Genomic DNA, 13,304 nt, shown 5'->3' on the forward strand with positions numbered 1-13,304 from the left:
CACCGCAATGAGTATTTTTTCTCATTACGGTGAGGATGTTTGAGAATTACTTCATCTTATACACCAGTGTACCACCTTTTACAATATCTTCATGCGAGATTGTTTTCTTCGTATATGGTTCACCATTCAATGTAATACTATCTACATATTTATGTTCTTTCGATAAATTCTCTGCAACAATTGTGAAAGTCTTGCCATCAGCCAAGTACAAAGTCATCTTCGGCAACTGTGGAGCACCGAATACATATTCCGCACTCACCGGATCTACTGGATAGAATCCCATCGCACTAAGCATATACCAGGCAGACATCTGTCCGCAATCATCATTTCCGCAAAGTCCGTCGGGTTTGTTCTTATATTGAGTATCAAATATTTCACGAACTAATTCCTGTGTACGTTCCGGACGACCAGCCAATGCATACAAATAAGTAACATGATGACTTGGTTCATTGCCGTGAGCATACTGTCCGATCAATCCGGTAACATCTGATAAACTCTCGCCTTCTAGCTCAACTGTAAACAATGAGTCTAATTTATTCAGGAAAGGCTTTTCACCGCCAAACAACTGGATTAATCCCGGTACATCATGCTGTACATGCCAAGTATATTGCCATGCGTTTCCTTCCGTATAATCTCCACCAATACTCTCTGAATGCGCCAACGCACTTGGATTAAACGGAGCTTTCCAAGTTCCGTCCGCCTTACGCGGGCGCATGAACTTCGTCTCCGGATCGAATAGATTCTTATAATAGTCAGCACGTTTCGCAAAATAAGCGGCATCTTCCTCTTTGCCCATACGTCGTGCCATATCGGCAGCAGCATAATCATCATATACCGATTCTAAAGTAGAAGATACAGATTCTGCTTTTATCAGGTCTGTCGGGAAATAACCATATTTTGTATAAACTTCCCAATCAGACTTCAACGGATGAGATACGGTCTGCGTCTTCTTTATTATATTGAAAGCACGTTCAGCGTCAAAGCCACGGAAGCCTTTGCGATAAGCCTCGGCTATAACTGATACGCCGTGATTACCAATCATACAGAAATTCTCTTTACCCCACAATCCCCATATAGGTAGGAAACCTTGCACTTCGCCCTGTTCGATGAGAGAATTCACAAAACCGTCCACACGTTCGGGAATCACCAATGTATAAAACGGATGAGCTGCACGGTAAGTATCCCACAAAGAGAATGTAGAATAGAAAGTACCTGTTCCGGCTTTTACAATAGAGTCGGCGGCATTGCGATACATACCATCCACATCTGATATCTGATTGGGTTGAATCAACGCATGATAGAAACAAGTGTAAAAATTCGTTTTTTCATCATCGGTACCCTCTATTTCAATACGGCTCAAATAGTTATTCCATTCATTGTGGGCGGCAGTTCTTACTCCTTCAAAATCCCAGGCAGGAATTTCTGCCTCCAGATTTTTTTTAGCCCCATCTATGCTGGTGGTGGAAAGAGCCACTTTCATCATCAACTCGTCCCCCGGTTGCATGTCAAAAGAGGCAATGATGCGTTTTCCTTTTTCTGTTTCGCCCATCGGAAGATAAAGTGAATCGACTATCGGATGGTTGAATTTCATCACAAAGAAATAATCCTGATTGACCCATACTGTGTTATTGACATGTCCTGTCAGTGTTTGAGCATCTTCCCAGTTTACTTCACAACTGTTGACTTGTGAGTGATATTGCTCTTCTCTCCATGCAGGACCATGTTGCAAGTCAATCAATATAGAGGCAGAATCAGCCTTGTGATAAGTATAGCGGTGAAGGGCAGCATGGATGGAGGCAGTCAGTTCCGCTTTTACTAGTGGATCAGAAAGCTCTGCTGTGTAATATCCCGGAGTAGCCGCTTCTTTATCTTTAGAGAAATGACTGCGATAGGCATCCCACGCACGTACACGTGTACCTGTGACCGGCATCACCAAAATATCACCTAAATCCATACACCCCGTTCCATTCAGATGTGTTTGAGTAAATCCCCAAATCAGGGAATCCTCATAAACATATTCAGAACAATAGCGCCAACCGACCGCTCCCGTCACAGGACTGGTTTGTATCATACCGAAAGGATAGCATGCGCCGGGAAATGTATGACCATTATCAGCAGCCCCAATAAAGGTATTAACGTATTGAGTATAATCCTTTGTTTCCGCCTTTTCAGTCGGAGTACAGGAAGAATAAAAAAACAAGCCTGCTAAAACTGCGGCCATAAAAAGGTTTTTTCTTCTCATTATAATTAGATTGTTAAGTTAATGTCGCATTACATATGCTGATATTTATTTAATTTTTCACGATAATAGCTTTCTACATCTTTCCAATGATAATAAGGAGCTACATCTGTTTTTACCGGTTGCGGTAAGTTTGTTCAGAGAGTCAGCTTTCAATAAGGTCTGTTTTGGAAAACGATAATCATTCGGATCAATCAAATATCGTGAACCATGACGCATATAGGTGCTTATATAAAAAGGCTCGTACCCTTTAGGAGCAGCTGTCTGCTTGGCAGTAGGGGTAGGATATGCATAATAATTATTAGCGGATAAATATCGGTTTACGTTGATCTCTTCACGAGCCGTTTGCGCCTGTACCGTCCATACGAACAAGAGCAGTAAAAGAACAGAGGTGAGTTTTCTCATAATATGATTATTCTATGTATTAATAGTTGTGCCACAAAATTAGAGAATTCTTCTCATTTAAAAGGATTAGATACAGACAAATATACTTAAATCTTACAGAAAAGAAGCTCCTATTTATGTGGATTCGCTATGATAAAACAAAAATTCGTACGACTTATTGAATAAATATCAACTCAATTATTTATCTTTGTTAGCTTAATAACAAGCTGACGCAAAAACAATAAGTATATAATGAAAGATTTCTTGAAATTTACACTTGCCACGGTGACAGGTATCATTTTGTCAAGTATTGTATTATTTATAATCAGCATGGTAACGCTGTTTGGCATCATGTCCGCTTCGGACACGGAAACAATCGTAAAAAAGAATTCCGTAATGATGCTCGACTTAAACGGAACGTTAGTTGAACGTACGCAAGAAGATCCGCTAGGTATTTTATCACAGTTGTTTGGTGACGAATCTAACACGTACGGGCTGGACGATATTCTCTCTTCCATCCGGAAGGCTAAAGAAAACGAAAACATCAAAGGAATTTATTTGCAAGCAAGTTCATTAGGTACCTCCTATGCTTCCTTACAAGAAATCCGTAACGCACTGCTCGACTTCAAAGAGAGTGGAAAGTTCGTCATTGCTTATGCCGACTCCTATACACAAGGGCTTTATTATCTTTCCAGCGCAGCCGATAAGGTGCTGCTCAATCCCAAAGGAATGATTGAATGGAGAGGTATCGCTTCCGCTCCCCTGTTCTACAAAGACCTGCTACAAAAAATAGGAGTTGAGATGCAGGTATTCAAGGTGGGAACTTACAAATCTGCCGTGGAGCCGTTTATTGCAACAGAGATGAGCCCTGCCAATCGCGAACAAGTGACAGCATTTATCACTTCCATCTGGGGACAGGTGACGGAGGGGGTTTCTGCCTCCCGCAATATTCCAATAGATTCTCTGAATGTTTATGCCGATCGCATGTTAATGTTCTATCCGTCAGAAGAGAGTGTAAAATGCGGATTGGCTGATACCTTGATTTATCGCAATGATGTGCGCAATTATCTTAAAAAACTGGTAAAGATAGATGAGGATGACAATCTCCCGATAGTAGGATTAAGCGACATGATGAACGTAAAGAAGAATGTGCCAAAAGACAAGAGCGGCAATATCGTGGCCGTTTATTACGCATCCGGTGAAATTACAGACTATCCGGGTTCCGCAACTTCCGAGGACGGGATTGTTGGTTCAAAAGTCATTCGTGACCTGCGCAAATTGAAAGATGACAATGATGTAAAAGCTGTTGTACTCCGTGTCAATTCTCCGGGAGGAAGTGCTTTTGCTTCAGAACAAATCTGGCATGCAGTGAAAGAGTTGAAAACAAAGAAGCCGGTCATTGTCTCTATGGGTGATTATGCCGCGTCAGGAGGTTACTATATCTCTTGCGTTGCCGACACGATTGTTGCAGAGCCTACTACCCTGACCGGTTCTATCGGAATCTTCGGTATCATTCCTAATGTAAAAGGGTTGACTGATAAAATCGGTTTAAATTATGATGTAGTTAAGACGAATAAATATGCTGATTTCGGGAATATCATGCGCCCGTTCAACGAGGATGAAAAATCATTGCTTCAAATGATGATTACCGAAGGATACGACACCTTTGTTAGCCGTTGTGCCGAAGGACGTCACATGACAAAGGAAGCGATCGAAAAGATTGCCGAAGGCCGTGTATGGACCGGGGAAACTGCTAAAAAGTTAGGATTGGTAGACGAGTTAGGCGGCATTGACAAGGCTCTGGATATTGCCGTGGCAAAAGCCGGTATCGAGGGCTACACCGTTGTTTCTTATCCTGCAAAACAAGATTTCTTTTCTTCCCTGCTTGATACGAAACCTACGAATTATGTAGAATCACAATTGCTGAAAAGTAAGTTAGGTGAGTTCTACCAACAATTCGGTTTACTAAAGAATCTGCAAGAACAATCCATGATTCAGGCGCGTATTCCGTTCGAACTGAATATTAAATAAACTGTCATACATGGACGAACACTTTATAAAGATACATAAGTGGCTCTACCCTGCCTCCTGGCTCTACGGAGCAGCGGTAATGATGAGAAATAAACTCTTTGACTGGGAAGTGCTCCAATCAAAGAATTTTGATATACCTATCATCAGCGTAGGTAATCTCTCTGTTGGAGGAACAGGGAAAACTCCGCACACTGAATATCTGATAAAGTTTCTCTGTAATCAATATAATGTAGCTGTATTAAGTCGGGGGTACAAACGGCATACGAAAGGTTATGTGCTGGCGACTCCGGAAAGTACGGCAAGAAGCATTGGTGACGAACCCTACCAGATGCATCAGAAATTCCCGTCTGTCACAGTAGCCGTCGACGAAAAGCGTTGTCATGGCATAGAAAAGCTACTTGCATTGCAAAAGCCTTCGATAGATGTTATCCTGTTGGATGATGCTTTCCAGCACCGATATGTCAAACCGGGATTGAGTATTCTGTTAACGGATTATCACCGGCTGTTCTGTGACGACACCTTGCTCCCCGCAGGACGACTTCGTGAACCAATTAACGGCAAAAACCGGGCACAAATCGTTATTGTCACCAAATGTCCACAGGACATCAAACCTATTGATTATAATATTATCACGAAACGACTGAACCTTTATCCATATCAACAGTTATTTTTCTCATCGTTCCGGTATGGCAACCTGCAACCGGTATTTCCTATGATGGTTCCGGACACAGATGCCACTTCGGCAAACAATGAAATTGATTTGTCCTCGCTGACAAATACAGATATATTATTGATGACCGGAATTGCCTCACCGGCTCCCATTCTTGAAAGACTGAAAGATTGCACCAAACAAATAGATTTGCTATCGTTTGACGATCATCATAATTTCAGCCATCGGGATATACAGCTTATCAAAGAACGGTTTCATAGGCTGAAAGGAGAACATCGGTTGATTATTACCACCGAAAAAGATGCAACACGCCTGATTAACCATCCGGCTTTGGACAAGGAATTGAAACCATTTATCTATGCCTTGCCTATTGAAATAGAAATATTACAGAATCAACAAGATAAATTTAACCAACATATTATTGACTATGTTAGAGAAAATACAAGAAACCGCAGCTTATCTGAAAGGTAAGATGCATACCAGCCCGGAAACAGCCATTATTCTTGGCACCGGACTTGGCAGTTTGGCAAACGAAATCACCGAGAAGTATGAAATAAAGTATTCGGATATCCCGAACTTCCCGGTATCTACCGTCGAAGGTCATAGCGGTAAGCTGATTTTCGGCAAACTAGGCAATAAGGATATCATGGCTATGCAAGGACGTTTCCACTATTACGAGGGTTATTCGATGAAAGAAGTGACTTTCCCTGTACGTGTAATGCACGAATTAGGAATCAAAACCTTGTTTGTGTCCAACGCCAGTGGCGGAACAAATGCAGACTTCGAAATCGGCGATTTGATGATTATCACTGACCATATCAACTATTTCCCCGAACATCCGCTTCGTGGAAAAAATATCCCCTATGGTCCTCGTTTCCCGGACATGAGCGAAGCATACAGCAAGGAACTGATCCGTAAAGCCGATGAGATTGCCAAAGAAAAAGGAATTAAAGTACAACACGGAATATACATCGGCACACAAGGTCCTACCTTCGAAACTCCTGCCGAATATAAACTATTCCATATCCTTGGCGCCGACGCTGTTGGTATGTCTACCGTTCCGGAAGTAATTGTAGCCAATCATTGTGGCATCAAAGTATTTGGCATTTCCGTCATTACCGACTTGGGAGTAGAAGGAAAAATCGTAGAAGTAACGCACGAAGAAGTTCAGAAAGCAGCCGATGCCGCCCAACCGAAAATGACAACAATCATGCGCGAACTTATCAACCGTGCCTAAACAATCACCCCGATTTATGAGAACTGAAATAGCATCTCTCGGTGAGTTTGGTCTGATTGACCGCCTCACCGAGGGAATCAAACTAGAAAATGAATCCAGTAAATATGGAGTAGGCGACGATGCCGCCGTTCTCTCCTATCCTTCAGAAAAGCAAGTATTGGTAACAACCGACCTGCTTATGGAAGGCGTACATTTTGACTTGACTTATGTTCCTTTGAAACATTTGGGATATAAATCAGCAGTAGTTAATTTCTCCGATATTTATGCCATGAACGGCACTCCCCGGCAGATTACGGTATCTCTTGGCCTTTCCAAGCGTTTCAGCGTAGAAGATATGGACGAGCTTTATTCCGGTATCCGCCTAGCCTGCCAACAATATAATGTCGACATTGTGGGAGGTGATACTACTTCCTCCCTTACAGGGCTTGCTATCAGCATCACTTGTATCGGCGATGCTGACAAGGATAAAGTGGTTTACCGCAATGGAGCAAAAGAAACTGACTTGATCTGCGTCAGCGGTGATCTGGGAGCATCCTATATGGGTTTACAACTATTGGAGCGCGAGAAAGTCGTACTAAAAGGAGATAAAGACATTCAACCGGATTTCACCGGCAAAGAATACTTGTTAGAACGCCAGTTAAAACCGGAAGCACGTAAGGATATCATTGAGAAACTAGCTGCCGCCAATATTGTCCCAACCTCTATGATGGATATTTCTGACGGTCTATCATCAGAATTGATGCATATCTGCAGACAAAGCAATGCTGGTTGCCGTGTGTACGAAGAACATATTCCGATCGATTATCAGACGGCTGTTATGGCTGAAGAGTTTAACATGAATCTGACGACTTGCGCCTTGAATGGCGGAGAAGATTATGAACTACTCTTTACCGTTTCTATCGCCGATCATGAGAAAGTATCACAAATGGAAGGAGTGCGCCTCATCGGGCATATCACCAAACCTGAACTTGGCTGTGCATTAATTACCCGCGACGGCCAGGAATTCGAACTAAAAGCACAGGGTTGGAATCCATTAAAGGAAGATAAACAATAGATTTCATTATATACTTGAAATATTTTTCATTATATACAACACTGATAATAAGCCAACTAGCTTTTTATCAGTGTTTTTTATTTCCAGAAGGCTTGCAGAATCCAAAAGTTTCACTACCTTTGCAACCGCAAAAGAGATATTACCGGACCAAACAACTACAAGGTGCCATAGCTCAGTTGGTAGAGCAAAGGACTGAAAATCCTTGTGTCCCCGGTTCGATTCCTGGTGGCACCACTATCGATTCGGTAATTTCTCAGAACCCATTGAAATTCAGTCATTTCAATGGGTTTTCTTTTATACTCCAATACGCAAATTCCAGCCGATTCGAGTATCTGGAAATGTCCCATTCGGTGGCTTTTTCAGAGTCCCTTTTAAAAACCACCGATTGCACGATATTTCACTCATTTACAACAATTTGCGACAAACATTTTTAGGAGCAAAAACATACTTTTGCATACCTGCTTGAATGTAATGGAAATAGCGGAAAAAGAAAAGCAAAAAAGATTCTTCCTTTACTGACAAATATAAGATGAAGGAAAACAAAGAGAATCTTAAAACTAAAAAAACGGTGGTTTTTCAGACCATGTCTACAAAAAAAACACCGATTTTAACTTTTTTACCGACTTCCAACTCATCTTTCAAGTTGACAGAATAACTAATTGTATTTACCAACTTAAAGAAAAAAGGTTATGAAACAAGGAACAATGAAGATTCTGTTTTTCGTTCTCAAAACGAAATTATTAAAAAATGGTGAAGCACCTATTCTAATGAGGATCACAATTAACGGTCAATACGAAGAAACACGAATCCAAAGAAGCGTTCCTCTCAAACTGTGGAACGCAGCCAAAGGATGTAGTAAAGGAAAAGACCGGGCTTCCAATGAACTCAACAGTTATTTATCTGAATTAGCCACGCGAGCATTGGAAAAGTATAAGGAACTTATACTGGAACAGGCAATATCCACTCCCTCCTTAATATTAAAACGTGTATTCGGTAAGGATACGGAAATGCGTACCCTGCTTGAAGCAATACGACAAGAAATCAAGGAGATGGAGAAAGTTGTGAATATTGACTATGCACCAGTGACCATCAACCGTTACAAAAATGTACTGAAAAAACTCGAAAATTCCATTCCTACATTTTATGACAAAAAAGATATTACTTTCCATGAACTCACTCCGGAATTCATAAAAGCCTTTGACCTTCATTTAAAAACAGAAGTCGGTTTATGCCGCAACACTATTGTACGATATATGAAATGTTTCAAGAAAATCACAAATATGGCACTGGCAAAAGGTTGGATGAAGAAAGATGCGTTTTATGGATACAAAATGGAACAGGATGAAACAACTCCTGTATTCCTCACATATGACGAATTACAGACCGTTATGAATAAGGAATTCACTATACCCCGACTAGCACTGGTACGGGATATTTTCATTTTCGCCTGCTTCACTGGTCTGGCATTTGCCGATGTGTCCACGCTCAAAAAAGAAGATCTGATGCAAGATAATAATGGAGACTGGTGGATCAGAAAAGGAAGAATCAAACTGATGCATCGGCGTAAATATAATCATATCTCCATATACTTATATTCTCCTCTCAAATAATACGTAGAACCCAGGCCAATAAAGCAGGCTATTGTTCCGAATTGTAGCAATATTTAATATCACATACTTTGTATGCCTACGAATTCACCAACTCATAGAAGTTAATGTTTTATTCCTATCTGCTCTTTATATTTCTCAAAGTAATAACATTCTACCAACTCTTATTACTTCTTTAAGTGGCAAAGCCTATACATGTTTTATTTCTAGTATTAAATCTGTATCGTAATACTTATTTTATAAATCAAAGCATATCACAAACCTTAAAGTTTCATATTAATAAAAACCGCTTTGAAAACTTCTCCTTTATTATAATCGTATCCCCCATAACAACTGACAAAGAAGCTCATTTCATGAAATATACATTTCTTTACTACTCCCAACAATACATACCAGATGATTTACCTGAAATATAAAAAGTTACTTTATATTACATTTCCTCAATCTTGCATACAAAGCTTGACGGCTAATACCAAGCAATATAGCTGCTTGTGTGATATTACCTCCCGATTTTTCAAGAGCAAGCTTTACTAGATCTAATTCTCTTTTCTCATCCTTGAGTTTTAGAATAGCAGTCTGACTTTTTTACTGAAATTCGTTATTATTTCTTCATTAAATCCTAAATCTTCTTCAGATAGCAGTCCATATCGTGCTACTATCACAGCACGTTTTATCCGATTTCTCAATTCTCGGATATTTCCAGACCATGAATAACCTAACAACATGTCTTTAGCTCCAACAGTGAATCCTGTTATTTCTCTTCTATACCTTTTAGAAAATTGCTCTCGAAAAAAATCAGCAAAAGCTAGAATATCCTCAGGACATTCCGATAAAGTAGGCATATATAGTTCAAACTCACAAAGACGATGATAAAGATCTTCACGAAACAACCCATTAGAAATAGCTTGTTTCAAATCTTCATTAGTAGCAGAAAGAATACGAACATCAGCAAACAATTCCTTGTGACTACCAACAGGAGAATATGTACGCTCCTGTAATACTCTTAACAGCATGGTTTGCAAATCAAAAGGCATATTACCTATTTCATCTAAAAAAAGTGTGCCCCCATTTGCCAGTTCAAAATACCCCTTTCTATCACTCTCAGCACCAGTGAATGCCCCTTTAACGTGTCCGAAAAAATAAGATGAAGCAAGATCCCTAGGAATTCCTCCACAATTAACTGCAATAAAAGGCTGGTCATGTCTCTCACTATTCAAATGAATACATTGAGCTACAGACTCCTTTCCTGTACCATTAGCACCGAATATCATCACTGATATATCTGATGGAGCAGTCAGCAGGGCAAAGCGTTCCACTTCTTTTGCTTTGAGACTAGTTCTCCGAATTATTCTTTTCTCTTCACTCATAATCAACAATGGTTTCAATAACTCACAAACAAGCTCATGCAATCTTTCTTTATGAACAGGTTTTGGCAAATAATCTTTAGCACCTAGTTTGACAGCATATACGGCATCCGAAAAAGACGCATAATCTGTCATTATAACAAAAGGAATACGTATTTTAAATTTATTGAGCCATTTCAGCAAGCTAATACCATTACCTTCAGGAAGACGCACATCCGAAAAGATTAGATCAAATGTCTGATTCCGTATCAACTTACGGGCAATCGGTTCATTCATAGCTGTTAGCACATCATACCCATATCTTTCCAACCATTTTTTCTGCAACAGCGACAAAGCTACATTATCTTCAACTATCAATATCCTTGGTTTCATCTTTCAATTTAATTATTTTATTTTTGGCATTTGCTATCAATTCATATGCATAAGCAACGATCTTTTCTGTTTCAAAACAAATTACTTTTTTGTCAATCTTCTCATCACACAGCATCCGATAACACACTTGCAAAACCTCAGTTACATTTAACATCTCCCATAATGGAAGCATACGGTGTACAGTTTCACGAAGTTTTTTCCAATCTGCCTTATGTAAAGCCATCCGTAAGTCCATTATACTTCTTTCCGATTCCTCAATAAAAAGTTCCAGTATCTTTCCCTCATCATTCGTTTCAGATGTCAATGCTTTAAAAGAGACATTATTGTTTTCTTCATCTTCCTGTCGAACAGTCAAAGAGATAAAGGACAAAAGTTCCTGAGTGGAGAACGGTTTGTAAATACAGTCAAAGAAACCAGCTTCCATGAAGTTGGATACATCTTTATCTCCACGAGCAGTCATTGCTATTACAGGTACTACCTGAGAATTCCCAATTTTAGAATTACGTAGTAACTTCAATAAACCGAAACCGTCAGTGTCAGGCATTTGAAGATCCGTTAGTATCAGATCAAAATTCCGTTCCCTTAATGCCAAAATCACCTCTTTTACATTTTTACACGCTTGACAATAAACCCCATTACGTTCCAGCATCTCTTTGATTACTTCAAGCTGAACAGAATCATCATCAACAACAAGGACCTGACGTGGTAGCCGTAGCTTACCTATAACAGTTTTATTCTCTTCCTCTTCTTTATCCTCCGTTTCAACAAGTGGCAGAATGACGCTAAACACACTTCCCTTACCGAGGGAACTCGTAACCGAGATTTCACCTTCAAGCAGTTCAACAAGCCCTTTCGTTATTGACAATCCTAGTCCGAAACCTTCCGAATTTATTTTTTGAGCAGCACGCTCAAATGGATTGAATATACGAGACAGTGTTTCCTCACTCATCCCAATGCCCGTATCATGTACTTCCATTATTAACCTTCCGTTTTTATAATCTGCTGTTAAACCAATTTCCCCAACTTCAGTAAATTTAATGGCATTCATTAAAAGATTATCAAGAATCTGTTCAATACGATCAGCATCTCCTGTCACTGTGATTTCCATACCAGATAATTTTGTTAAGAACAAAAGTCCTTTATCATTGCACTTGTGCAAATACCCAGCAATAATTCGCTCTATAAAACGATCCAGTCTAAATGGGAAATCGTTTCTAGTCTCTTTAGATTCGTTCATCCTATAAATGTCTAGCAGATTATTTACAAGATGTAAAATATGCCGACAGGATGTCTGTATATTAATCAGATGACGGTTTCTTTTTTTCTTCTCACGTATATCCATAGCCAATTCAGCACTACCATTTATGCTCCCTAAGGGACCACGTATATCATGGGAAATTGTCAAAATAATTTTCTTACGCATTTCCAAAAGGGCACTATTATGTCTAATACTGTCTTCCAACTCTCGACGTGATTTTTCTCTGTGTAAAAGGTCACGCTGAATAATTAAGTAGGAAACAAATAACAATATGGTAGCAATTACCATCATATAAGACATTAATCGAAAAGAACTCTGCCGCATATTCCCTATTCTTTGTTCTCTTTGCTGGAAAGCTATTTGAGTCAAATTATCCATATTGGAGATCAGAGCCATCAGTTTGCTATTAAGTATTCTATTCTTTAATCTTAATGTATCTATATAACTTTCCAACTCATTCCTTCGCTGTTCCTGCATTTCAATCAATTGCTCATTTAAAGCACGAAACGATACTACAGGATCTGTAACTTTTATAAAATCCTTTTTTGAAAAAAATCCAGCAATTCCCTTTTTTTTATGCGTTATTATACGAGGATAGACCATTTGCTTGGTAGCAACATGCAAACGGTATACAAGTAAACTATCCACCTCTTCCTTCTTATTGACAACTTGCATAATATGAAATAAATGCTGCTCTTTACTTATAAGCAATTTTCTCAATGTATCAATTTGCTCCGAATGAATAAATTCCAAGCAGAGCAACTGTAACTTTTGCAACAAACTATCTGTACATAACCTCCTTTCGCGGTATGTCTGATAATCTGTATCTTTCCAACCGATAACAGATTCCCCTAAAGTCGTAAGCTCTGTAAAATGACGATGAACCGTATTGATGTTGTACTGAATGTTATGAATACTCTCTGAATCTACTTCTATTTCGTATAACTGCTGCTTTTCATACAATATAATTGATATCACACTGCAAATTACTGCCAACAAAATAAAATGCCCGAACAATATTTTGAGATTCAGAATATTTATATTTTTTCTTTCCATTAGCTACAACATCAAAATAAAAAGATTCCTCA

The 13,304-nt window shown here is 39.4% G+C and carries 7 protein-coding genes, 1 tRNA gene and 2 pseudogenes; 6 read left to right on the forward strand and 4 right to left on the reverse strand.

From position 1 onward, the window contains the following. Window positions 1-46: 46 nt before the first annotated feature. On the reverse strand, window positions 47-2,242 hold the full coding sequence (locus I2I04_RS18290; RefSeq protein ID WP_195655590.1) for a GH92 family glycosyl hydrolase: 2,196 nt from the start codon (window positions 2,240-2,242) through the stop codon (window positions 47-49). 57 nt (window positions 2,243-2,299) lie between these two features. After that, on the reverse strand, window positions 2,300-2,644 hold the full coding sequence (locus tag I2I04_RS18295) for a hypothetical protein (protein WP_223225947.1): 345 nt from the start codon (window positions 2,642-2,644) through the stop codon (window positions 2,300-2,302). Window positions 2,645-2,875: 231 nt separating this feature from the next. On the opposite strand from I2I04_RS18295, the gene sppA reads away from it, so the two are divergent. The 6 genes and pseudogenes from sppA to I2I04_RS18325 form a co-directional block, all read left to right on the forward strand. Then, window positions 2,876-4,654 (forward strand): signal peptide peptidase SppA, encoded by a 1,779-nt coding sequence (gene sppA, locus I2I04_RS18300; RefSeq protein WP_195655591.1) that lies wholly within the window; start codon window positions 2,876-2,878, stop codon window positions 4,652-4,654. 10 nt (window positions 4,655-4,664) lie between these two features. After that, complete coding sequence (gene lpxK / locus I2I04_RS18305; RefSeq protein WP_195655592.1) at window positions 4,665-5,795, forward strand: tetraacyldisaccharide 4'-kinase; 1,131 nt, start codon at window positions 4,665-4,667, stop codon at window positions 5,793-5,795. Continuing rightward, window positions 5,752-6,561 carry a purine-nucleoside phosphorylase gene (locus I2I04_RS18310; protein WP_195655593.1) on the forward strand — a complete coding sequence of 270 codons (810 nt, stop codon included), beginning with the start codon at window positions 5,752-5,754 and terminating at the stop codon, window positions 6,559-6,561. Before lpxK ends, I2I04_RS18310 begins: the two co-directional genes overlap by 44 nt. A gap of 16 nt (window positions 6,562-6,577) precedes the next feature. After that, window positions 6,578-7,615, forward strand: coding sequence for a thiamine-phosphate kinase (gene thiL, locus I2I04_RS18315; protein ID WP_143260512.1), 1,038 nt, complete (start codon window positions 6,578-6,580; stop codon window positions 7,613-7,615). Window positions 7,616-7,776: 161 nt separating this feature from the next. After that, window positions 7,777-7,849 (forward strand) — tRNA-Phe (locus I2I04_RS18320). A 455-nt stretch (window positions 7,850-8,304) separates the two neighbouring features. Beyond that, window positions 8,305-9,198 (forward strand): annotated as a pseudogene (locus I2I04_RS18325) (site-specific integrase); the annotation flags it as partial. A 444-nt stretch (window positions 9,199-9,642) separates the two neighbouring features. Here I2I04_RS18325 and I2I04_RS18335 read toward each other — a convergent pair. Together I2I04_RS18335 and I2I04_RS18340 are read right to left on the reverse strand one after the other, a co-directional pair. After that, window positions 9,643-10,958 (reverse strand): annotated as a pseudogene (locus I2I04_RS18335) (sigma-54-dependent transcriptional regulator). After that, window positions 10,933-13,272, reverse strand: coding sequence for a hybrid sensor histidine kinase/response regulator (locus I2I04_RS18340; protein WP_195655595.1), 2,340 nt, complete (start codon window positions 13,270-13,272; stop codon window positions 10,933-10,935). The pseudogene I2I04_RS18335 and the gene I2I04_RS18340 overlap by 26 nt, the downstream one beginning before the upstream one ends. Window positions 13,273-13,304 lie beyond the last annotated feature (32 nt).

This window comes from Bacteroides sp. 1001136B_160425_E2 (genome assembly GCF_015559655.1).
Taxonomy (GTDB): domain Bacteria; phylum Bacteroidota; class Bacteroidia; order Bacteroidales; family Bacteroidaceae; genus Bacteroides; species Bacteroides luhongzhouii.

Bases quoted from the DNA above. Each gene is read 5' to 3' on its own strand.
- I2I04_RS18290 (WP_195655590.1), bottom strand. From the start codon at position 2,242: ATGAGAAGAAAAAACCTTTTTATGGCCGCAGTTTTAGCAGGCTTGTTT.
- I2I04_RS18295 (WP_223225947.1), bottom strand. From the start codon at position 2,644: ATGAGAAAACTCACCTCTGTTCTTTTACTGCTCTTGTTCGTATGGACG.
- sppA (WP_195655591.1), top strand. From the start codon at position 2,876: ATGAAAGATTTCTTGAAATTTACACTTGCCACGGTGACAGGTATCATT.
- lpxK (WP_195655592.1), top strand. From the start codon at position 4,665: ATGGACGAACACTTTATAAAGATACATAAGTGGCTCTACCCTGCCTCC.
- I2I04_RS18310 (WP_195655593.1), top strand. From the start codon at position 5,752: ATGTTAGAGAAAATACAAGAAACCGCAGCTTATCTGAAAGGTAAGATG.
- thiL (WP_143260512.1), top strand. From the start codon at position 6,578: ATGAGAACTGAAATAGCATCTCTCGGTGAGTTTGGTCTGATTGACCGC.
- I2I04_RS18340 (WP_195655595.1), bottom strand. From the start codon at position 13,272: ATGGAAAGAAAAAATATAAATATTCTGAATCTCAAAATATTGTTCGGG.